Annotated in this window: 19 protein-coding genes and 1 riboswitch; of the genes, 14 read left to right on the forward strand and 5 right to left on the reverse strand. The window is 70.8% G+C overall.

Annotated elements, in window-relative coordinates:
- Positions 1-3: 3 nt before the first annotated feature.
- From trpD to ACQHII_RS34675, 3 genes are all read left to right on the forward strand, one after another.
- On the forward strand, positions 4-1,068 hold the full coding sequence (trpD, locus tag ACQHII_RS34665; protein WP_427922973.1) for an anthranilate phosphoribosyltransferase: 1,065 nt from the start codon (positions 4-6) through the stop codon (positions 1,066-1,068).
- A gap of 80 nt (positions 1,069-1,148) precedes the next feature.
- A riboswitch (SAM riboswitch) is annotated at positions 1,149-1,265 on the forward strand.
- A gap of 166 nt (positions 1,266-1,431) precedes the next feature.
- Positions 1,432-2,793, forward strand: a complete 1,362-nt coding sequence (locus ACQHII_RS34670; RefSeq protein ID WP_427922974.1) for an aminotransferase class V-fold PLP-dependent enzyme — start codon at positions 1,432-1,434, stop codon at positions 2,791-2,793.
- A 10-nt stretch (positions 2,794-2,803) separates the two neighbouring features.
- A complete protein-coding gene (locus ACQHII_RS34675; protein WP_427922975.1) occupies positions 2,804-3,118 on the forward strand; it encodes a hypothetical protein in 315 nt (104 codons plus the stop codon).
- A gap of 243 nt (positions 3,119-3,361) precedes the next feature.
- On the opposite strand, the gene ACQHII_RS34680 is transcribed toward ACQHII_RS34675, so the two are convergent.
- Positions 3,362-3,643 carry an Lrp/AsnC family transcriptional regulator gene (locus ACQHII_RS34680; RefSeq protein WP_019062383.1) on the reverse strand — a complete coding sequence of 94 codons (282 nt, stop codon included), beginning with the start codon at positions 3,641-3,643 and terminating at the stop codon, positions 3,362-3,364.
- The gene (locus tag ACQHII_RS34685; protein WP_427922976.1) at positions 3,640-4,374 is read right to left on the reverse strand and encodes a rhomboid family intramembrane serine protease; all 735 of its coding nucleotides are present in this window, start codon (positions 4,372-4,374) and stop codon (positions 3,640-3,642) included. The genes ACQHII_RS34680 and ACQHII_RS34685 overlap by 4 nt, the downstream gene beginning before the upstream one ends.
- Positions 4,375-4,535: 161 nt before the next feature.
- On the opposite strand from ACQHII_RS34685, the gene ACQHII_RS34690 reads away from it, so the two are divergent.
- From ACQHII_RS34690 to ACQHII_RS34710, 5 genes are all read left to right on the forward strand, one after another.
- Positions 4,536-4,775, forward strand: coding sequence for a hypothetical protein (locus ACQHII_RS34690; RefSeq protein WP_019067815.1), 240 nt, complete (start codon positions 4,536-4,538; stop codon positions 4,773-4,775).
- Positions 4,776-4,812: 37 nt separating this feature from the next.
- Entirely contained in the window at positions 4,813-6,156 is a 1,344-nt protein-coding gene (locus ACQHII_RS34695; RefSeq protein WP_427922977.1) for an NYN domain-containing protein, read from the forward strand.
- 224 nt (positions 6,157-6,380) lie between these two features.
- On the forward strand, positions 6,381-7,415 hold the full coding sequence (locus tag ACQHII_RS34700; RefSeq protein ID WP_427922978.1) for an NlpC/P60 family protein: 1,035 nt from the start codon (positions 6,381-6,383) through the stop codon (positions 7,413-7,415).
- A 220-nt stretch (positions 7,416-7,635) separates the two neighbouring features.
- On the forward strand, positions 7,636-8,658 hold the full coding sequence (locus tag ACQHII_RS34705; protein ID WP_427922979.1) for an NlpC/P60 family protein: 1,023 nt from the start codon (positions 7,636-7,638) through the stop codon (positions 8,656-8,658).
- Positions 8,659-8,688: 30 nt separating this feature from the next.
- A complete protein-coding gene (locus ACQHII_RS34710) occupies positions 8,689-9,879 on the forward strand; it encodes a hypothetical protein (protein ID WP_427922980.1) in 1,191 nt (396 codons plus the stop codon).
- Here the strand turns inward: ACQHII_RS34710 and ACQHII_RS34715 are convergent.
- Positions 9,867-10,397 carry a PadR family transcriptional regulator gene (locus ACQHII_RS34715; protein WP_427922981.1) on the reverse strand — a complete coding sequence of 177 codons (531 nt, stop codon included), beginning with the start codon at positions 10,395-10,397 and terminating at the stop codon, positions 9,867-9,869. The genes ACQHII_RS34710 and ACQHII_RS34715 overlap by 13 nt on opposite strands.
- A 105-nt stretch (positions 10,398-10,502) precedes the next feature.
- Here ACQHII_RS34715 and ACQHII_RS34720 point away from each other — a divergent pair, with 105 nt between their 5' ends.
- On the forward strand, positions 10,503-12,308 hold the full coding sequence (locus ACQHII_RS34720) for an MATE family efflux transporter (protein WP_427922982.1): 1,806 nt from the start codon (positions 10,503-10,505) through the stop codon (positions 12,306-12,308).
- A gap of 83 nt (positions 12,309-12,391) precedes the next feature.
- Here the strand turns inward: ACQHII_RS34720 and ACQHII_RS34725 are convergent, their stop codons facing one another.
- Entirely contained in the window at positions 12,392-13,627 is a 1,236-nt protein-coding gene (locus ACQHII_RS34725) for a glycosyltransferase 87 family protein (protein ID WP_427925474.1), read from the reverse strand.
- 123 nt (positions 13,628-13,750) lie between these two features.
- Between ACQHII_RS34725 and ACQHII_RS34730 the strand changes: the two genes are divergently transcribed.
- Together ACQHII_RS34730 and ACQHII_RS34735 are read left to right on the forward strand one after the other, a co-directional pair.
- Positions 13,751-14,893 (forward strand): glycosyltransferase family 4 protein, encoded by a 1,143-nt coding sequence (locus ACQHII_RS34730; protein WP_427922983.1) that lies wholly within the window; start codon positions 13,751-13,753, stop codon positions 14,891-14,893.
- A gap of 140 nt (positions 14,894-15,033) precedes the next feature.
- Entirely contained in the window at positions 15,034-16,614 is a 1,581-nt protein-coding gene (locus ACQHII_RS34735) for a GMC oxidoreductase (protein ID WP_427925475.1), read from the forward strand.
- Positions 16,615-16,636: 22 nt separating this feature from the next.
- Here ACQHII_RS34735 and ACQHII_RS34740 read toward each other — a convergent pair whose 3' ends face one another.
- Positions 16,637-18,433 (reverse strand): AMP-dependent synthetase/ligase, encoded by a 1,797-nt coding sequence (locus ACQHII_RS34740; protein WP_019067804.1) that lies wholly within the window; start codon positions 18,431-18,433, stop codon positions 16,637-16,639.
- Positions 18,434-18,771: 338 nt separating this feature from the next.
- Here ACQHII_RS34740 and ACQHII_RS34745 point away from each other — a divergent pair, with 338 nt between their 5' ends.
- From ACQHII_RS34745 to ACQHII_RS34755, 3 genes are all read left to right on the forward strand, one after another.
- Complete coding sequence (locus ACQHII_RS34745; RefSeq protein WP_201055725.1) at positions 18,772-19,527, forward strand: metallophosphoesterase family protein; 756 nt, start codon at positions 18,772-18,774, stop codon at positions 19,525-19,527.
- Positions 19,528-19,648: 121 nt separating this feature from the next.
- Positions 19,649-20,092, forward strand: coding sequence for an SRPBCC family protein (locus tag ACQHII_RS34750; RefSeq protein WP_427922984.1), 444 nt, complete (start codon positions 19,649-19,651; stop codon positions 20,090-20,092).
- A 183-nt stretch (positions 20,093-20,275) separates the two neighbouring features.
- On the forward strand, positions 20,276-21,454 hold the full coding sequence (locus ACQHII_RS34755) for an ArsA family ATPase (protein WP_427922985.1): 1,179 nt from the start codon (positions 20,276-20,278) through the stop codon (positions 21,452-21,454).
- The last annotated feature ends 72 nt before the right edge of the window (positions 21,455-21,526 follow it).

The following is a 21,526-nucleotide window of genomic DNA, read 5'->3' on the forward strand; positions in this document are numbered from 1 at the left end:
CGTATGAGCGCTGTGACCCCCGCTGGAGGCGACACCGCGGCGGCCCGTTCCTGGCCCGACGTACTGAGCGCGCTGCTGGCCGGACAGGACCTGAGCACTGCCGACACGGCGTGGTCGATGGACCGCATCATGAGCGGTGAGGCCGCGGACGCGCAGATCGCGGGCTTCCTGGTGGCGCTGCGGGCCAAGGGCGAGACGGTCGAGGAGATCACCGGGCTCGTGGAGACGATGTACGCCCACGCGAAGCCGCTGGACATCCCGGGTCCCGCCGTCGACATCGTCGGTACGGGCGGCGACCGGGCCAAGACGGTCAACATCTCGACGATGTCCGCGATCGTGATCGCCGGTACGGGTGCGAAGGTCGTCAAGCACGGCAACCGGGCCGCGTCCTCGGCGAGCGGCTCCTCCGACGTGCTGGAGAAGCTCGGCATCAATCTGAACCTGCCGACCGAGCAGGTGGCGCGGGTGGCGGCGGAGGCCGGGATCACCTTCTGCTTCGCGGCCAAGTTCCACCCGTCGATGCGGTTCGTCGGCGCGGTCCGGGGCGCGCTGGGGATTCCGACCGCGTTCAACCTGCTCGGCCCGCTCACCAACCCGGCGAAGGTCACCTCGTCGGCGGTCGGCTGCTTCGACACCCGTATGGCCGGGCTCATCGCGGGCGTGCTCGCCGAACGCGGCTCCTCCGCGCTGGTGTTCCGCGGCGACGACGGCCTCGACGAGCTGACGACCACGGCGACCTCACGGGTGTGGATCGTCCGCGACGGCAAAGTCACCGAGGAGTCCTTCGACCCCCGCGACGTCGGCCTCGAACTCGTCCCCGTGGAGGCCCTGCGCGGCGCCGACCCCGACTACAACGCGGGTGTCGCCCGCCGTCTCCTGGACGGCGAGCAGGGCCCGGTGCGGGACGCCGTACTCCTGAACTCGGCGGCCGCCCTGGTGGCGCTGGAGCGGGGGGACGGGCCGTTGGCGGACCGGATCCGGGCCGGGATGGAGAAGGCGGCGGAGTCGATCGACTCGGGCGCCGCCAAGCGGACCCTGGAGCGCTGGGCGGCTGCCACCAACGCGTAGCCGTTTCTGCGGCGGTCGTCGTCCCGCGATCCGGACACGGGTTGCGGGGCGGCGATCACTTCACGTAGGTTTTTGGACCAGGTCATGAGTGACAGTCATGAGGCCCCGGCCGACTGTCCGGCAACCCTCCGTCCGTGGCGGGGTGCCCCGGGTGAAGACCAGGCCGCAGGCAGCGAGGTCTGCGGCAAGCGCGGGCCCCTCGAAAGACACCAGGGGTCCTGGTCATCGAGGGAGCCCTCTGTGAGCAAGCGAATGCGATAGGGCGTCGAGCCCCGCCTCCGCATACCCCCTTTCAGTCTCCTCCGTGCTTGAGCCCTGCTCGCTCGCACGGCGGAACCGCCTTGCCTCTCACAGGAGTTCGCCATGTCTGTCTCCACCGTTGCCGTCGCTGCGACCATTTGTGCCCCGCTGCCCGTTCTCGGCCGGGATGTCACCGTCCCGCTCGTCACGGGCGGCGAGGTCACCTACGCGGCGCTCGACTACGCGGCCAGCGCCCCCGCCCTCCAGCGCGTCTGGGACGACGTGGCGGCCTACGCCCCGTACTACGGCAGCGTCCACCGCGGCGCCGGCTACCTCTCCCAGCTGTCTACGGACCTCTTCGAGAGCGCGCGGAAGACGGTCGAGGAGTTCCTGGACTGCCGGCCCGACGACCAGCTGATCTTCACCCGCTCGACCACGGACTCCCTCAACCTCCTCGCCGCCGCGCTCCCCGCCGACTGCCAGGTCTTCGTCTTCGAGACCGAGCACCACGCCTCGCTGCTGCCCTGGAAGGACGCCCGGGTCACCTACCTCAACGCTCCGCGCACCCCGGCCCGGGCCGTCGAGACCCTGGAGCAGGCCCTCGCGGCCCGGGACCCCTTCGGTCCGGCCCTGGTCTGTGTCACCGGCGCCTCGAACGTCACCGGCGAGCTGTGGCCGGTCCGCGAACTCGCCGCCGCCGCGCACGCCCACGGCGCCCGGATCGTCCTCGACGCCGCCCAACTCGCCCCGCACCACCCGGTCTCCGTCCAGGACCTCGACGTCGACTGGATCGCCTTCTCCGGACACAAGCTCTACGCCCCCTTCGGCTCCGGCGTCCTCGCCGGCCGCGCCGACTGGCTCCGGGCCGCCGACCCCTACCTCGCGGGCGGCGGCGCCAGCCGCAAGGTGACTCGGCGTGAGGACGGGGGAGTCGACGTCGAGTGGCACGACAGCGCCGCCCGCCACGAAGCAGGCTCCCCGAACGTCATCGGCGCCTACTCCATCGCCTCGGCCTGCAAGGCGCTCACCGAGGCCGGCTTCGACACGCTGGTCGCGCGCGAGCAGTACCTGATCGAAAAGGTGCGGACGGGCCTGGCCGAGGTTCCGGCGGTCCGCGTCCTGTCCCTCTTCGGCGACGACGCCCCGCGCGTCGGTGTCATCTCCTTCGTCGTCGAGGGCTGGAACAGCTCGCACTTCGCCGCCGCCCTCTCCGCCGAGTACGGCATCGGCGTCCGCGACGGCCTCTTCTGCGCCCACCCGCTGGTCCGCACCCTGCTCGGCACCGACCCGGGGACCCAGGGCGAGTGCGGCGCCCCCGAGGCCGCCACGGGCGAGAAGTCCCTCAACGCCATCCGCGTGAGCTTCGGCGCGGGCACCCCCGACGAGCACGTCGACCGCTTCGTGACGGCCGTACGGGAACTCGTGACCGACGGCGCGAAGTGGAACTACCGCACGCAGGACGGCCGTTGCGTGCCGGCCGTGTGACGATCCAGGGGTGGGAACTCCGACGGAACTGGGCGAGCCGCTGATCGAGGCGGTCGTACGGCGTACGCCGCGACTGCTCGGCGGCAGGCTCGTCCAGCTGTACGAGGAGGGGTTCGTACGCGGTGCGCGGGTCCGTCGTTGGACGGACGTGACGCACTGGCGGTCCACCGTGGACGTGACTTTCCGGCGCAACGCGCAGCACGGCATCGCCTGGTACGCGTCGGCGGAGTCAAACAAGAGTTCGTCGTCGACCACGTCCAATGGATCGCCTCGGTGGGGGAACTCCGGTCGAAGATGTCGAGCGCTTCGGCACGGCGGTACGTGAACCGGTGATTGGCGGCGCGAAGTCGACGTGCCTGACAGAGGGTGGCCGTTGTGTTTCCGCAGTCGGCAGATGTTGTTCAGGGCTGCGGAATTGACGGTCGGGACACGGCTGTTGTGTCCCCGCGGTCACGGGTGAGGGGGCTCAGGGGCAGCCCACCCAGGGGCGCGGGGAACTGCGCGACCAGCCACGAACGGCCGTCAGTCGCAAACGATCCGTGGGTCCCATCCCATCAGGCGCTCAACCTCACGAGTCCAGCCCGATCGCGAACGCCGCCTCCAGGTCGTGCTGGGAGTACGTCCGGAACGCCACGTGCGTGTCCGTGCCCTCGACGCCCGGGATCTTGCTGATCCGGCCGGGGATGACCTCGGCCAGGTCCTCGTGCTGGCGGACCCGCACCATCGCGATCAGGTCGTACGTACCGGTGACGGAGAAGACCTCGCTCACGGATTCGAGCGCGGCGATCGACTCGGCGATCTCCGGAATCCGGTCCACGCTGGTCTTGATGAGGACGATCGCGGTGATCACGGCTGGTTCTCTCCCTCGGGGACCGTTGCTGGGGCGGCCCTCACTCTAGTCGTACGGCCGAATCTGACCCACGCGTAACCGAAGCCCAGCGTGAAGCCGACCAGGTGGGCGAGGTACGCCACCCCCGGTCCCTGCGCCGCCTGCCCCGCCGCCAGCCATTGGAGGGCCGCCCAGAACGGGAGGACGACCCAGGCGGGGAAGCGCAGCGGCAGAAAGAAGAGGAAGGGGAGGAGGCTCGTCACGCGGGCCCGGGGGAAGAGGTACAGGAACGCCCCGAGGACCGCCGAGATCGCCCCGGACGCGCCGACCAGTGACTGCGCGGAGCCGGCGTTGGCCAGCGCGTAGCCCAGCAGCGCCAGGTAGCCGCAGACCACGTAGAACAGCGTGAACTCGACCCGGCCCAGCCGTTCCTCGGTCATCGCTCCGAAGACGTAGAGGAAGAGCATGTTGCCGAGGAGATGGACCCAACTCCCGTGGATGAAGAGGGCGGTGACCGGAGTCAGCGCCTCCCGGGCGGGGGCGGCGAACAGGTCGGCCGGCACCACGCCCCAGTGCCGGAAGTACGTCCGCTGCGCCACGAGCAGCGCGTCCCCGGTGCCGTAGGACGGGACGAAGCCCGAGGCCGGGCCGAGGACGAAGATCAGGCAGCACAGGGCGATCAGGGCGTAGGTCATCGGTGCCGAGGTGTTCCGGAGGGCTCTGACGGCCGCTGTCGCCCAGTTGCTGATCATGGCTACAGAGCATGGCGTAACGGGACGTACCGGGACAGGGTGCCTCGCCGCTGTGGACGACCGAGCGGCGAGTACCCGCCAGGCCGTAGGGTTACGAGCCACGATCGGCGGGGAAACCGGCGATCACGGAAACTGGAACAAGAAGGAAGCGGACAGCCACGATGACGGTACCCCTGCCGACCGCCTCGACGCGGTGGCGCTGCACCCTCTGCGGCAACCTCACGCGCTTCGACGTGACGCGTTCGTCGAAGGTCGTGGAGTACCTCCACCTGGACCTGGCGGGTGAGCCGAAGGTGGAGGAGCGCGAGGTGGTCAGTGAGACCATCGAGTCGGTGCGCTGCCGCTGGTGCAACGCCGTGGACCAGGTGGAACTCGTGGACAGGCCGGGCGCCGGCTCCTGAGAGGGAGCGGCCCCGCACACGTATAGGGGTGTGAGGGATGGTGGAGAACTCAGGCGGGGGGCCGGGCGACGGCGCCGCCGAGGTGCTCGACCGCCCGCTGCCCGACGGGGTGCGGAGAAGGGTCGTACAGATCGTCTCCGACGGCTTCGGCGGGCTCACCGTCGCCGAACTGCCCGCGCAGCTACGACAGTACGCCCGCTTCGCCCCCAACCGGCGGGCCAAGTTCGCCGGCAACGCCATGGCCGCCGCGCTGGAGACCGATCCGCTGTTCCGGCAGCGGATCGGGGAGAAGCTGAGAGAGGTCCAGCCGGAGCTGACCGGCGCGCTCGACTCCGGCTCGCCGCCCCCGGCCGCGGATCCGCTCGACGTGGCGGCCGCGGCCTATGTGCTGCGCCCCACCGGCTGGGTCAAGCTGGTGACCGCCGCCGGCGAGGAGGCGCTGCGCGCCGACGCCGAGCGCGCCGACGAGGAGAGCCGGGCCGAACTGGAGCGGCTGCGCGAGGAGTTGGCGCAGGCGCGGGACGCCACCCGGACCGAGACCGAGCGGCTGCGCACCGAGCTGGACGCGGCGAAGAAGGAAGCGGAATCGCTTCACCGAAAGCTGCGGTCCGCGCACAGTGACATCAAGCGCGGCGAGGCCGCCCTGCGCAAGCTGCGGGCCGAGACGGACACCGCGCGCGCCGAGGGCCAGGCGCAGCTGTCCGCGGCCGAGAGCGAGGGCCGGCGGCTCAAGGCCCGGCTCGCCGAGGCGGAGGCGGCCCTGGAGGCCACCCGCAAGGCGGCCCGGGAGGGGCGCAGCGTCGAGGACATGCGGGTACGGCTGCTGCTCGACACCGTGCTGGACGCGGCCCAGGGGCTGCGCCGCGAACTGGCGCTGCCGCCCGTCTCCGTGCGGCCCGCCGAGACCGTCGACGCGGTCGAACCGGGACGAATGACCCCGAAAGACATCGCGGCGCGGGCGCTGTCCGAGAACGACCCCGCGATCCTGGACCAGTTGCTCGCGCTCCCGCAGGCCCACCTGGTCGTCGACGGCTACAACGTCACCAAGACCGGCTATCCCCAAATGCCCCTGGAGAAGCAGCGGTTGAGGCTGCTGGGGCAGCTCTCCCAGCTGGCCGCGCAGACCGGGGCCGAGGTCACCTGTGTCTTCGACGGGGCCGAGCTGGCCGCGCCGGTGCTGCTCGCGCCGCCGCGCGGAGTGCGGGTGCTGTTCTCCAAACCGGGCGTCACCGCCGACGAGTTGATCCGCCAGCTGGTGCGCGCGGAGCCGCCGGGCCGGCCGGTCATCGTCGCGTCGACCGACCGCGAGGTGGCCGACGGCATCGCGAAGGCGGGCGCGCGGCCCGTCGCTTCCGCGGTACTCCTCAAACGACTGTCGTGAAGCAACTGTCGTGATGGTCAACGTACAGGTTTAATGCCGGAATTGACCGATCGGTCACGCAACGTAGCGTCAATCGGCCATCACTGCATGTTGGTTATGTGCAAAGAATGCTTTGAGTGACGGCATTTTTTCGTGTGAGGATTTGAACTGATCACAGGAACGTCACTAGGGTCATGCCTCGAACCTCCGAACGGGTGATCACTCAATAGAAGGAGCTCGACTCCGTGGCGTCCCATCGTCGACCGAAGCAGCCGAGCCGCACGCGTGTGACTGTGCTGACCACCGCAGCCGCAGCCGCCGTTGCCTTCAGTGCTCAGGCCGCCAATGCCGCGCCGAGCGAGAAGCCCAGCAAGGACGAGGTCAAGTCGAAGGTCGACGCCCTCTACGAGCAGGCCGAGCAGGCCACCGAGAAGCTCGACGGGGCCCAGGAGAAGCAGGAGAAGCTCCAGAAGGAGATCTCCACCATCCAGGACAACGTGGCCCGCGGCCAGGAGGAGCTCAACAAGCTCCGGGACGGCCTCGGCACGATGGCCAGCGCGCAGTACCGCACCGGCGGCATCGACCCGTCGATCCAGCTCTTCCTCTCCTCGGACCCGAGCGACTACCTCGACAAGGCGTCCACCATGGACCAGTTGAGCGCTCAGCAGGTCGAGGCGCTCACGAAGATCCAGAGCAAGCAGCGCGAACTCGCCCAGGAGCGCGCGGAGGCGAGCACCAAGCTCAAGGACCTCTCCGCCACCCGCACCGAGCTCAAGAAGAAGAAGGACGAGGTCAAGGCCAAGCTGGCCGCGGCCCAGAAGCTCCTCAACACCCTGACGGCGGCGGAGAAGGCCGCCCTCGACAAGGAGCAGGCGCAGGCCGCCAGCCGTTCCACCTCGCGCGTGAACCTCGGCAGTACCGGTTCCGCCTCCAGCCGCGCCGCCGCCGCCTTCGCCGCCGCCCAGTCGGTGCTCGGCTCCCCGTACGTCTACGGCGCCTCCGGCCCCTCCTCCTTCGACTGCTCCGGTCTCACCTCCTGGGCCTACGCGCAGGCGGGCGTCTCCATCCCCCGCACGTCCGAGGCCCAGGCCAACGCCGGCACCCGGATCTACAGCGAGAGCGACCTCAAGGTCGGCGACCTGGTCATCTTCTACGGCGACTACCACCACGTCGGCCTCTACGCGGGCAACGGCCAGGTGCTGCACGCCCCGCACACCGGTGCTGTGGTGCGCTACGAGGCGATCAGCAACATGACCTTCGAGTTCGGCGTCCGGATCTGATCCCGTCCGTATCCGGTCGTTACGGACCGCCCGAACGGGCGAATTACGACACTCCAGGCTGACCCCGCGCCCCGCCCATGACCTGCGTCATAGGCGGGGCGTCACGTTGTGTGCCCGCGGAGGTCTTTGGCCCGCACCCCTTCACAGAGCTACTGTCTGGCGCGTTTCCCCGCATCGGGGGAGCGGTCCGTGTCCGCCAGCGGAAGGAGTGCGGCTTCCCGTGGGATCCCGTCGTCGCCAAGCACCGTCCGGGTTCGACCGAGGCGCCAGCGCCGCGGTCTGTGTGATGTCCGCTGCCGCGGCCGCCCTCGGCGCCCTTCCGGCCGGCTCCGCCGTGGCCGCGCCGCAGGGCGACGCCCGGGCCGAGGTGGACCGGCTCTACCAGGAGGCCGAGAAGGCGACCCAGGCCTACGACAAGGCCGACGAGCGCGCCGGCCAGCTGCACCGGCAGGTGAGCGACGCCCAGGACCGGATCGCCCGGCAGCAGCAGCGCATCAACACCATGCGGGACGCGCTGGGTTCACTCGCGGGCGCCCAGTACCGCTCCGGCGGCATCGACCCCACCGTCGCGCTGCTGTTCTCCGACGACCCGGCCGACTACCTCGACAAGGCCTCCGTCCTCGACCGCATCACCACCGAGCAGGCGGGCGAGCTCAAGGACCTCCAGGACGCCATGCGCGAACTCGCGCAGGAGCGCAGCGAGGCCACCGGACACCTCGCCGAACTGGAGCGCAGCCGCAAGGCCGTCGCCAGTCACAAGAAGACCGTCGAGAGCAAGCTCGCCAAGGCCCGGCAGATTCTCAACGGGATGCCGCTCGCCGACCGCGCCGCCTTCGACCGGGCCTCCCGCTCCTCCCGCCAGGACCTCCCCGACCTCGGCGCCGACGTCCCGTCCTCGGGCCGCGCCGCGGCCGCGGTGGCCGCCGCCCGGTCCGCACTCGGCAAGCCCTACGTCTGGGGCGCCACCGGCCCCGGCGGCTTCGACTGCTCCGGCCTGATGCAGTGGTCGTACGCCCGGGCGGGCGTCCACCTCCCGCGCACCTCGCAGGAACAGCGCTACGCCGGCCACCGGATCCCGCTCTCCCAGGCCCAGCCCGGCGATCTGGTCGTCTACCGCGCCGACGCCAGCCATGTCGCGATGTACGTGGGCAACGGCCAGGTCATCCACGCCCCCTACCCCGGCGCGCCGGTGCGCTACGACCCGGTCGGCATGATGCCCGTCTCGTCGGTCACGAGGGTCTGAACCGGCGCGAAAGGGTCGTACGATCGGGAAGTGACTGGTCGTAGGCGGGCGTCGCGCTCCGGAGTGCTCGCGCTGTGTCTGCTGTTCGGCTCGCTGGTGGCGTGCGGCGGGCAGCCGGCGGGGGACAGCGCGACGGCGGTGGTGCAGCGGCTGCTGGACACCCGGGCGGCGGCCGTACTGCACCACGACGAGACGGCGTACGCCCGCACCGGCGCGCGCACCGCGTACGAGAACCTGAGCGCCGTACCGCTGGCGTCCTGGTCCTACCGGCTCACTTCGCTGCACCGCACCGGCGCCACCGCGACCGCCGACGCCGACCTCAGCTACCGCGTCCGGGGCTACGACACCTCACCCGTCACCGTCGGCCGGGCGCTCACGCTCCGCCTCACCGCGGACGGGCAGTGGTACGTCGACTCCGACCGGCCCGCGAAGAAGTCGGGCCAGCAGCTGTGGGACCAGGGGAAGGTGAGCGTCGTCAAGGGCGCGCACAGTCTGGTCATGGGGGTCGGGCAGTCCGCCGCCGGTCTGCGCGAGTACCGCACGCTCGCCGACCACGCCGTACCGGCCGTGTCGGGCGCCTGGGGCACCGACTGGACCCGGCACGTCGTCGTGCTGGTCCCCGGTTCCCTGGACGGCATGGCGGGGCTCCTGGGCGCACCCGCCGCGTCCTACCGGGGCATCGCCGCGGTGACGACGGGGGAGGCGGGCGGTTCGGGCGACGCCCCGGCGGACCGGATCATCGTCAACCCGGACGCGTACGCCATGCTCGGCTCGGTCGGCAAGCAGGTCGTGCTCACCCACGAGACGACCCATGTCGCCACCCGCGCCCACACCACCCCCGCGACCCCCCTCTGGCTCTCGGAGGGCTACGCCGACTGGATCGGCTACCGGGGCACCGGCCGCACCCCCGCGCAGGCCGCGCCCGAGCTCTACCGCGCGGTCGAGGACGGCCGGCTCCCGACCGCCCTCCCCGCCGACAAGGACTTCGGCTTCAGCAGCGAGGCCGGCGAACTGGCGCAGGCCTACGAGGGCGGCTGGCTGGCCTGCCGGATGATCGAGGACCGGTGGGGAGTGGTCCAACTGGGCAAGTTCTACAGGGCGGTTGGCGCCCACAAGAAGCGGGCCGGTGCGGTGGAGGACGCGATGAAGAAGGTCCTTGGGGTGAGTCTGGACGACTTCACCGCGCAGTGGCGGGACTATCTCAAGGCTCAACTCGGCTGATCCAGTTGGGCGATGGCCTCCGTGAGCCACTCCCGCTCCGCCGCGCCCGTCGCCCGCGCGACCCTCAACATGCCCTGCCGGAAAAGGTCTTGGGCCTCCTCCGCCCGTACCGGCTCGCCGTCCCGGTAGAAGAAACTCGCGGGGGTCCGAAGGAAGTCCAGTCGGCGGCGCAGCACGTCCGCCTGCTCCTTCCGCTCCGGCAGGTGCCGTAGGAAGGCCAGGACCGTGTTGAAGCGGACGTGGTCGGTGATCTCGGTCTGCTTGGGGTGGCGGAGGCGTTCCAGGAGGTCCGCGCGGCCCGCCTCGGTGAGGGACAGGACCCGGCGCGGGGCCGCGCTCGTGCCGTCCTCCGTGTGCTGGTCGAGCTTGCCGGCGGTGACCAGGCGGGTGATCGCCGGGTAGAGCGCGCCGTCGCTGACCGGGCGGACATGGCCGCTGAGCGCCTTGATCCGCTCCTTCAACTCATAGCCGTGCAGCGGCTGTTCGGCGAGGAAGCCGAGGATCGAGAGCTCCAGCATGTGTCCTCCTTGCGGGCGCGATGGGTCCATGGTACCTCTTATCGAGCTACCTCGTTTAGAGGTAGCTCGTATCGAGATAGCTTGTATCGAGGGGGTCATGTCGTCGTGAACAGTCACCGCAAGCAGCTCATATCGCTCGCCCACCCCGTCTACCTCTCGCTCCTCGCCTCCGTAGCCGCCGGGATCATCAACACCGTCTGGGTCGCCCGGCTCGGCGGCCCCGCCGTCGCCGCGGTGGCCGTCGCGACCGGCACCGAGAACGTGCTGCTGGGCATCGCCCTGGTCTTCGCCTCCGGTACGACCGTGCTGGTCGCCCACGCGAGGGGAGCCCGCGACCCGGCGGCGCTGCGCTCGGCGGTACGCGGCGGCTGGGCCCTGTGCGCCCTGGTCACCCCGGCGGTCGTGGCGTCCGGTTTCCTGCTCCGCGCCCCGCTGTCCCGCCTGCTCCTCGGCGGCACCGGGCCCGAACTCCCGCTCGCGGTCGCCTACTTCACGATCTCCCTGCCGGGCATCGCCGTCTTCTACGTCCAGCAACTCGTCGACGGCATCCTCAAGGGCACCGGCGACACCAGGACCCCGATGCGCCTGGCCCTCCTGGCCAACGGCCTGATCCTGGTCTGCGACCCGTTCCTCATCCACCTCTACGGCGTCCGGGGCGCCGCCGCGTCGACCGTGCTGTGCCGGGTGCTCGCACTGGGGGTGGGACTGCGCGCCCTGCGCCGCAACGCCCTGCTGCGAACGACGACCGTCCCGGCCGAGTGCACTCCCCCCGGACCTGCTTCCGAAGGGGCCGCTTCCGTCGAGTCTGCTCCCGCCGGACCGGTTTCCGATCGGTCCGCTGTCGACGGGCCCGGTCCTGAGGTGTCCGTCATGGCCCGGCCTGCACCTGCCGAAGCGGTTTCCGGTGAGTCTGCTGCTGTCGGGCGCGGTTCTTCGGAGGTTGTCCTCGGGCGGCCCGCGTCTACCGGGTCCGTGTCTGGTCGGTCTGTGTCTGGTCGGCCCGTGTCTGGTCGGCCCGTGTCTGGTCGGTCGGCGCCCGTCGAGTGCGCGTCCGCTGAAGCGGTTTCCGGTGAGTCCGTTGCCGTCGGGCCCGGCTCTCCAGAGGTCGTCCTCGCTCGACCAGTGTCCACCGGGTCCGCATCTGCTCCGCCCGCGCCCACTCGGCCCGCCCCCGGAGAGCCGGCGCCCGCCGACCCCCTCTCCGTCGCCCTGCGTCGGACCTTCACCACCGGTCTGCCCATGGCCGCCGACTTCACCGTGCGGCAGGGCGGGGCGCTGGTGCTGGTCGCGATCGTGGCGCGGCTCGGGGTGTCGGCGGTGGCCGCGTACGCCATCGGCTACAAGGTGCTGTACGTCGCGACGATGGCCTTCTACTCCGTGCGGCAGGCCGCCTCCATCCACACCGCGCATCTGCGGGGGACGGGCGAGGATGCGCGGCGGGAGATCGGACGGGAGGCCATGTTCGTGTCCGGCGCGGTCGGCGTGGTGGCGGCCGTCCTGCTCTGCGTCACCGCCCCCTGGATCATGGCCGCCTTCGGCACCGGCCCCCAAGTCGCCCACCAGGGCGCCCTGTTCCTGCGCTGCGTCGGCCCCTACTTGCTGCTGATGGCCTGCTTCATCGCGCTCGGCGGGGTCTTCGAGGGCAGTGGGGGAGCTCCGGCGCTGCTCCGCGTCACCGTGCTCGGCACGGCAGTCCAACTCCCGCTGGCGTACGGCCTGTCGGGGCTCGGGCTGCCCGGTGTGTGCCTGGCGATGGCGCTCTCGATGGGCGTGCAGTGTGGGGTGGTGGCGGTGCTGTTCCGGCGGGGCGGTGCCCGTTCGGCGGACCGGAGTGCCGGGGAGGGGCGGCGCCCCGTCGAAGCCGATGAGTGGGGGGCGGTGCGTGCGGCCGTACGGCGGGGGAGTGCGTGACTTCGGCGGCGGAACGCGTGTCGGGCTCCGCCGACCGCCGACCGCCGACCGCCCGCCGCGTGACCGGGAGGACGGGCCCCGCGTCAGGAGGAAGCCGACGTCGCCTTCGAGCGCGTCGCCTGACTGGGCAGTGGGGGCACGTCCGCCCAGGTGACCGACGCCCGCCACAGTTCGCGGGCTGCGATGAGCGCCGCCGCGACCAGCAGGCCGTTGCGGAGGAGCAGGAGGACGATGCCGAGGTTGTCGCTGGCGACCACGTCGGCGAACCAGATCGGGAACTCCAGGACCGTCACGAAGGCCGCCGCCAGGACCAGGCCGACCGGGAGTTTCATGCGGCTGGCGCGGAAGCAGGAGCAGACGGCCGCGAGGCCGATCAGCCAGACGACGTACTGGGGGCTGATCACCCGGCTGGTGACCGTGAACATCAGCACCGCCACGAAGGCCGCGTCCGCGAGGGTGTGCGGGAGGAAGCGGGCCGCCATCAGCCGCCAGAGCATCAGCCAGCCGAACGCGATCGCGGTGAGGCCGAGCGCGGCCGTGCTGACCCAGTTGACGTAGGGGCCGACGAACTCGACCGAGCCGTAGTTCAGGAGCACCTGGCCCTGCCAGCCGAAGTGCCGGGCCACGTGGAAGACCAGGGAGCCCAGCGACTCCACCTCCGTGCCCCGTGCGCGCTGGAAGGTCAGGAAGGCGAACGCGCCCGGCATCGACACCGCGAAGACACCCGCGACCACCACGACCGTCACCGCCGCCGCTCCCCACGCCCGGCGCTTGACCGCGCCCAGCAGGAGCAGCGCCGGCCACACCTTCAGCAGGGCGCCGAAGCCCACCAGCGCGCCCATCACGCGCGGGTGCCGGGCGCCGGCGAGCAGCGCGGCCACGGCGACCGCGGTCACCATCACGTCGTAGCGCGCGTACACGGTCGGGCCCAGCAGCGGGACGCCCGCCACCCACACCCAGGCGCCGCGGAGCGTCCGGCCCGGGCGCAGGCCGGTGTAGAGCAGGAGTGCCAGGACCGCCAGGTCGGCCATGCAGGCGAGGACGAAGAACGCCGACGCGTAGTCCAGGAAGCCCAGCAGGGCGGGGGAGAGGATCGGGAGGGCGGCGGCGGGCGGGTACTGCCAGGTGACGTCGTCCAGCGGGAAGCTGCCGTGCCGCAGGGTCTCGTACCAGCCCTGGTAGATCACCGACACGTCACTGGTGACGTCCGGGCCGGGGAACACGAACACCTTGAAGACGAACAGCAGCAGAACGATCCGGGTCAGGCCCCAGGTCCCCAGCAGCGCTGCCAGCCGACGTCTCGCGCCCGCGATCTCCACCTGAGCCCCTGTTCCGTGCCGTGCCTGCCGGGTGTGGGCCACATGTTCTCCCGAGCCGCTGTGCGATGGCCATGAAGCGCGGCCGTGCCGAGCTGTGAACCCACCCCGGGTAAGGTCGGCCGCGTGCGCAAGACCCTGATCGTGACCAATGACTTTCCGCCCCGGCCCGGGGGCATCCAGGCCTTCCTGCACAACATGGCGCTGCGCCTCGATCCCGAGCGACTCGTCGTCTACGCCTCGACCTGGAAGCGCGGCCGGGAGGGCGCCGAGGCGACCGCCGCCTTCGACGCCGAGCAGCCCTTCAAGGTCGTACGGGACTCCACGACCATGCTGCTGCCGACGCCCGCCGCGACCCGCACGGCCGTCGATCTGCTGCGCGAACACGGGTGTACGGCGGTGTGGTTCGGGGCGGCGGCGCCGCTCGGGCTGATGGCGCCCGCGCTGCGGAAGGCCGGTGCCGAGCGGCTGGTGGCGACGACCCACGGTCACGAGGCCGGGTGGGCGCAGCTGCCCGCCTCGCGTCAACTCCTGCACCGCATCGGGGAGTCGACGGACACCATCACCTACCTCGGGGAGTACACGCGGTCACGGATCGCCGGTGCGCTGAGCCCGGAGGCGGCGGCCCGGATGGTCCAACTGCCGCCGGGCGTGGACGAGAAGGTCTTCCACCCCGGGTCGGGCGGTGCCGAGATCCGGGCGCGGCTCGGGCTGACCGACCGGCCCGTCGTCGTGTGTGTCTCGCGGCTCGTGCCGCGCAAGGGGCAGGACACGCTGATCCTCGCCATGCCGCGCATCCTGGCCCGGCAGCCCGACGCCGTGCTGCTGATCGTGGGTGGCGGGCCGTACGAGAAGGACCTGCTGCGGCTCGTGCGGGAGACGGGTGTCGGCGACTCCGTGCGGTTCACGGGGGCCGTGCCCTGGGCCGAGCTGCCCGCGCACTACGGCGCCGGTGACGTCTTCGCGATGCCGTGCCGGACCCGGCGCGGCGGGCTCGACGTCGAGGGGCTCGGGATCGTCTACCTGGAGGCGTCGGCCACGGGGCTGCCCGTCGTCGCCGGTGACTCGGGCGGCGCGCCCGACGCGGTGCTCGACGGAGAGACCGGGTGGGTGGTGCGCGGCGGGTCCCCGGAGGAGGCCGCCGACCGGATCGTAGCGCTGCTCGCGGACCCGGAACTGCGCCGCAACATGGGGGAACGGGGCCGGAGTTGGGTCGAGGAGAAGTGGCGCTGGGATCTGCTCGCGGAGCGGCTCCGGGCGCTGCTGTAGAAGCCGTCTGTCAAAAGCTGGGCCAAAGGTCCGATCCATACTGGGCAGTACCTCTAGGCGGAACCGGATAATCCGCAGATGCTGCGCGCATGACAGCAAAACTGACGCAGCATCAGCTGACGAGACGTCAAATACTGGGCATGATCGCCCTCCAGACCGCCGCAGCGGCCGGTCTCACCCGAATCGGCCTCCAGTCGGCCCAGGCCGTCGAACCCGCGGCCGTCGAAACCGTCCCCGCGATCGTCGTCGGCTCCGGCTACGGCGGCGCGGTCGCCGCCCTCCGCCTCGGCCAGGCCGGCATCACCACGCTCGTCCTGGAGATGGGCAGACTCTGGAACACCCCCGGCTCCGACGGCAAGATCTTCTGCAACACCGCCAACCCGGACCAGCGCTCGATGTGGTTCAAGACCCGCACCGAGGCCCCGCTCGCGAGCTTCCTCTGGCTGGACGTCGTCAACAAGGACATCACCCCGTACCCGGGCGTCCTGGACCGCGTGCACTACGACGCCATGTCCGTCTACGTCGGCCGGGGCGTCGGCGGCGGTTCCCTGGTCAACGGCGGGATGGCGGTCACCCCGCGCCAGTCGTACTTCACCGAGCAGTTCCCCACCGTGGACGCCACCTCGATGTACAACACGTACTTCCCGCGCGCCCGCACCATGCTCGGCGTCAACACCGTCGACCCGACGTGGTTCGAGTCGACCGAGTGGTACCAGTTCACCCGCACCTCGCGGAAGGCCGCCACGAACACCGGCCTGACGACCACCTTCGTGCCCAACGTCTACGACTTCGACTACATGGAGCAGGAGGCGGCCGGCACCGCCACCAAGTCCGCGCTCGCCCAGGAGGTCATCTACGGCAACAACTACGGCAAGAAGAGCCTCGACAAGACCTACCTCGCCTCCGCGCTCGGCACCGGCAAGGTCACCATCCACACCCTGGAGAAGGTGCGGGCGGTCACGCGGGCGAGCGACGGGTCGTACCAGCTGACCGTCGACCGGATCGACAACACCGGAGCGGTCGTCGAGACCAAGCAGTACAGCTGCACCTATCTGTTCCTCGGCGGCGGGAGCCTCGGCACCACCGAACTCCTCGTCCGCGCCCGGGACACCGGCACGCTGCCCGCGCTGGACGCCACGGTCGGGGCGGGCTGGGGGCCCAACGGCAACACCATGGTGGGCCGCGCCAACCACATCTGGGACACCACCGGGGCCAACCAGTCGACCATGCCGGTCATGGGCATCGACGACTGGTCCAACACCGACAACCCGGTCTTCGCGGAGATCGCCCCGCTGCCCATCGGGTTCGAGACCTGGGTGAGCCTCTACCTGGCGATCACCAAGAACCCCCAACGGGCCTCGTTCACCTACGACTCGGCGAGCGGCACGGTGAAACTGGGCTGGACCGCGGCCCAGAGCGCGGTCTCGGTCGCCATGGCCAAGAAACTGTTCGACCGGATCAACTCGGCCAACGCGACGGTCTACCGCTCCGACCTGTTCGGCACGCCCAGCAAGATCTTCGCGGACGACTTCTGCTACCACCCGCTGGGCGGCTGCGTGTTGGGCAAGGCAACCGACAACTACGGCCGGGTGAAGGGGTATTCGAAGCTGTACATCACGGACGGCTCGCTGGTGCCCGGCAACATCGGCGTGAACCCGTTCGTCACGATCACCGCGCTCGCCGAGCGCACGCTGGAACGGGTCCTCGCCGAGGACTTCTGAGCCGAAAGTCCCAACTACCCCTCTACTTCTGGTAGATGGCCTCGATCTCGTCCGCGTAGTCCCTCGCCACCACATTCCGCTTGAGCTTCAGGGACGGCGTCAGGTGGCCCGACTCCTCCGTGAACTGGGAGGACAGAATGCGGAACTTCCGCACCGATTCCGCTTTCGACACCGCGGCGTTGCCGTCGTCGACGGCGTCCTGGATCGCCTGCACCAGATCCGGGTCGTCGCGCAGCGACGCCGCGGTGGAACCCGCCGGCTTGCCGTGCTCGGCCGCCCAGCGGCCCAGGAACTCGTCGTCGATGGTGACCAGCGCGCCCACGAAGGGACGCCCGTCCCCGACGACCATGCACTCCGCGACCAGCGCGTGCGCGCGGATGCGGTCCTCGATCACGGCCGGGGCGACGTTCTTGCCGCCCGCGGTGACGATGATCTCCTTCTTGCGGCCGGTGATCCTGAGGTAGCCGTCCTCGTCGAGGGTGCCGATGTCCCCCGTGTGGAACCAGCCATCGGCCAGCGCCTCGGCCGTGGCCGCCTCGTTGTTCCAGTAGCCCTTGAACAGGTGCTCGCCGTGCAGCAGCACCTCGCCGTCGTCCGCGATGCGCACGACCGAGCCCGGCAGCGGCTGCCCGACCGTACCGATCTTCGTCCGGTCCCAGGGGTTGAAGGCCGTGGCCGCACAGGACTCGGTCAGCCCGTAGCCCTCAAGGACCGTGAAGCCGATCCCCCGGAAGAAGTGCCCGAGCCGCTCGCCCAGCGGGGCGCCGCCGGAGATCGCGTACTCGCCCCGGCCGCCGAGGACGGCACGCAGCTTGCTGTAGACGAGCTTGTCGAAGGTCTTGTACTTGATCTTCAGCCCGAGGGACGGACCCGACGGCGTGTCCAGCGCGCGGCTGTACGCGATCGCGGTGTCGGCCGCCTTGTCGAAGATCTTGCCCTTGCCGTCCGCCTGCGCCTTGGCGCGCGCCGAGTTGTAGACCTTCTCGAAGACGCGCGGCACACCGAGGATCAACGTCGGCCGGAACGAGGCGAGTTCATCGGTGAGGTTCTTGATGTCCGGGACCAGGCCCAGCTTGATCGGCGCCATCATCGGCGCGATCTGCACCAGCCGCCCGAAGACGTGCGCGAGCGGCAGGAACAGCAGCACCGAGCACTCGCCGGTGCGGAACAGCGGGCGCAGCCGCTCCACGATGTTGCCGCACTCCGCGAAGAAGCTGCGGTGGGTCAGCACACAGCCCTTGGGGCGACCCGTAGTACCCGAGGTGTACACGATGGTCGCCGGGTCGTCGGCCTTCGCCTGCGAGCTGCGCTCCTCGACGGTCGCGTCCGAGACGCCCTTGCCCGCGCGGCCCAGCTCGTCGATCGCGCCGGCGTCGATCTGCCAGACGTGCTTGAGCGCGGGCAACTGGTCCCGCACCGACTCGACGGCGGCGGCGTGCCCGTCCTGCTCCACGACGAGCGCGGTGGCACCGGAGTCGCTGAGGATCCACTGCACCTGCTCCGGCGAGCTGGTCTCGTACACCGGCACGGTGATCCCGCCCGCGCACCAGATCGCGAAGTCGAGCAGCGTCCACTCGTACCGCGTGCGGGACATCAGCCCGACCCGGTCGCCGGGCTGGACACCGGAGGCGATGAGCCCCTTGGCGGCGGCGTGCACCTCGGCGAGGAAGACCGTGGCGGTCACGTCCTGCCAGCCGCCGTTCGCCTTGCGGGCGATGACGGCGACATCTGGGTGCTGCGCGGCGTTTCTGCGGACGATGTCGGTCAGGTTGCCGTCCGCAGGGACCTCGTACAAAGCCGGAAGGCTGAACTCGCGCAAGACTGCTGCTCCTCATAGGGCGCCGGCGCCACGACGTTGTGTGATGCGACGGTCCGGTCCAAGGCTCGGGCAGGTGCGTCAGGACCCGGTGGTTGAAATCCTGAGCACGACTGGACTGCCCGGACGTTACCCGCCGGTATGGCTCCTACGACAGGGGGGTCCGGCGAGATGTTCGCTGCGTCACACAGATTGGTGTTTCCTCGCGCACAGTAGTCCACCCCTTTCTTCACTGGCCAGTAACCGCGAGGGAGGCCGCCACTGTTCACGTTTGCCGCACACGCCTACGCTTGATCGTCATGGCACCCACACCGTCCGGAAACTCCAGGACACGCGTACATGTGGTCAGCGACGTGCACGGCAACGCCCGTGACCTGGCCGCCTCCGGCGAGGGTGCCGACGCCCTGATCTGCCTGGGCGACCTGGTCCTCTTCCTCGACTACGCCGACCACACGCGCGGGATCTTCCCCGAACTGTTCGGCGAGGCGAACGCCGACCGCCTGGTCGAGCTGCGCACCGCACGCCGCTTCGAGGAGGCCCGCGAACTCGGCGCCCGCCTCTGGAGCACGGTCGGCGGCGACCGCGCGGCCCTCATCGAGAAGGCGGTCCGCAAGCAGTACGCGGAGATGTTCGCCGCCTTCCCCACCCCGACGTACGCCACCTACGGCAACGTCGACATGCCGACCCTGTGGCCCGAGTACGCCGAACCCGGAACCACGGTGCTCGACGGCGAGCGCGTCGAGATCGGCGGCTGGACGTTCGGCTTCGTCGGCGGCGGCCTGCGCACCCCCATGCGCACCCCGTACGAGATCAGTGACGAGGAGTACGCCGCCAAGATCGAGGCCGTCGGCGAGGTCGACGTCCTGTGCACCCACATCCCGCCCGAGGTCCCCGAGCTGGTCTACGACACCGTCGCGCGCCGTTTCGAGCGCGGCAGCCGCGCCCTCCTGGACGCGATCCGCCGCACCCGGCCCCGCTATTCACTGTTCGGCCACGTCCACCAGCCGCTGGTGCGCAGGATGCGGATCGGGGCGACGGAGTGCGTGAACGTCGGCCACTTCGCGGGCAGTGGCAAGCCGTGGGCACTGGAATGGTGACCGCCCGCCGATGCCGCAGGTAGGGGGTGCGGTAAGGGGGTTGGCGGAGAGGTAGCCTTCACGCTGCACGCACAAGCGCACGACGACGCCCTGCCGGTCCGCATCTGGAGGAGCCACAGCGATGGCGGAACACACCAGTTCGAGCATCACGATCGAGGCGGCACCGGCCGACGTCATGGAGGTGATCTCCGACTTCGCCCGCTATCCGGACTGGACCGGCGAGGTGAAGGAGGCGGACGTCCTCAAGACCGACGACCGGGGCCGCGCCGAACAGGTCCGGCTCGTCATGGACGCCGGCGCGATCAAGGACGACCAGGTCCTCGCCTACACGTGGACCGGCGACAACGAGGTCTCCTGGACCCTCGTCAAGTCCCAGATGCTGCGCTCCCTGGACGGCTCCTACCTCCTCAAGCCCACGGCCGGGGGCGCCACGGAGGTCACGTACCTCCTCACCGTGGACGTCAAGATCCCCATGCTGGGCATGATCAAGCGCAAGGCGGAGAAGGTCATCATCGACCGGGCGCTGGCGGGGCTGAAGAAGCGGGTGGAGTCGGGGGAGAAGTAGGGGGCTCGCCTTCGCGGCGCGGGTCGGCGTGGTTCAGCCCGCCCGGCGACTCTTCGTCACGGGCCGCCATTGTCAGCCCGTCCGGCGTTTGAGGACGAGGCCCCTTCAGGGCCGACGGGGGTCCGGGGGCGGAGCCCCTGGCAGCGGCGCTCCACCCCCACCGACCGACTACCGTTCACAAACATGCGCACCCTCCTGATCACCGGCCCGGGCGGCAGCGGCCGCAGCACCATCGCCGCCGCCACCGCACAAGCCGCCGCAGGCACCCGCACCCGGACACTGCTCCTGGGAGCAGACCGGGCCGACACCCTCGGCGCGGCCCTGGGCGTGCCGACAGGAGCGGCCCCCGTACACGTCACCGAACACCTCACCGCCTGGCGCCCCGACGCCACGGAGTCGTTCCGCACCGACCTCACCGCCTTCCAGACCCGGGCCTCCTCCGCCCTCGAACTCCTGGGCGCGGCCCGCCTGGACGCGGAGGAACTCACCCCACTCCCCGGCGCCGAGGAACTGAACCTGCTCCGTGCCGTGCGCGACGCGGTCCTGTCGGAGGCCTACGACCTGCTCGTGGTCGACCTCCCGCCCACCCCCCAGGCCCTCGCCCTCCTCGCCCTCCCCGAGGAACTCCGCCGCTACCTCCGCCGCCTCCTCCCCGCGGAGCGCCAGGCGGCCCGCGCCCTGCGCCCGGTCCTCGGCCGCCTCGCCGGCGTCCCGATGCCGTCGGAGTGGCTCTACGACACGGCGGGCCGCTGGGACGTGGAACTGGCCGCGGTCGAGGCGGTCCTCGCCGACCGCAACACATCCGTACGCCTGGTCGCGGACCCCGGACCGGCAGGCGCCGACGCCGTCCGCGCGGCGACCCTCGCCCTCGCCCTGCGCGGCCTGCGCCCGGACGCGCTGATCGCCAACCGGGTGCTGCCCGAGTCCGTCGAGGACACCTGGCTCGCAGGCCTGGGCGTCCAGCAGCGCAAGACCCTGGACGAGTGGCAGGGCACGTACGACGTGCGGCACGTCCCGCACCTCGGCCACGACCCGCGCGGCACCGACGACCTCGCCGCGCTCACCGTGCCCGGTGTCAACGAGACCCGTTCCACTGTCGAGTGGCCCGTGACCGACGAGCCGGCCGAGGACGGCGGCGACAGGGTCCTCGTATGGCACATCTCGCTGCCCGGCGCGATACGGGACGAGCTGGACCTCGTCCGCCGCGGCGACGAACTGGTCGTCACCGTCGGTCAGTTCCGCCGTATCGTCCCCCTGCCCTCGGCCCTGCGCCGCTGCACCGTGGCCGGCGCCGCGCTGCGCGAGGGCGAGCTGCGCATCCGCTTCACGCCCGACCCGGGACTGTGGCCGCAGGGAAGGTGAGCATTGGTGCGTGCGGAGACGTGAAGCACGTACGCCCATTCGGGTAACGTCGTAGAGACGAACCGTAGTCAG

Origin of the sequence: Streptomyces sp. cg40 (genome assembly GCF_050320165.1) — a bacterium.
GTDB classification, from domain to species: domain Bacteria; phylum Actinomycetota; class Actinomycetes; order Streptomycetales; family Streptomycetaceae; genus Streptomyces; species Streptomyces hokutonensis.

Bases quoted from the DNA above. Each gene is read 5' to 3' on its own strand.
- ACQHII_RS34690 (WP_019067815.1), top strand. From the start codon at position 4,536: ATGACGGTACCCCTGCCGACCGCCTCGACGCGGTGGCGCTGCACCCTC.
- ACQHII_RS34695 (WP_427922977.1), top strand. From the start codon at position 4,813: ATGGTGGAGAACTCAGGCGGGGGGCCGGGCGACGGCGCCGCCGAGGTG.
- trpD (WP_427922973.1), top strand. From the start codon at position 4: ATGAGCGCTGTGACCCCCGCTGGAGGCGACACCGCGGCGGCCCGTTCC.
- ACQHII_RS34735 (WP_427925475.1), top strand. From the start codon at position 15,034: ATGATCGCCCTCCAGACCGCCGCAGCGGCCGGTCTCACCCGAATCGGC.
- ACQHII_RS34685 (WP_427922976.1), bottom strand. From the start codon at position 4,374: ATGATCAGCAACTGGGCGACAGCGGCCGTCAGAGCCCTCCGGAACACC.
- ACQHII_RS34750 (WP_427922984.1), top strand. From the start codon at position 19,649: ATGGCGGAACACACCAGTTCGAGCATCACGATCGAGGCGGCACCGGCC.
- ACQHII_RS34715 (WP_427922981.1), bottom strand. From the start codon at position 10,397: ATGCTGGAGCTCTCGATCCTCGGCTTCCTCGCCGAACAGCCGCTGCAC.
- ACQHII_RS34670 (WP_427922974.1), top strand. From the start codon at position 1,432: ATGTCTGTCTCCACCGTTGCCGTCGCTGCGACCATTTGTGCCCCGCTG.
- ACQHII_RS34755 (WP_427922985.1), top strand. From the start codon at position 20,276: ATGCGCACCCTCCTGATCACCGGCCCGGGCGGCAGCGGCCGCAGCACC.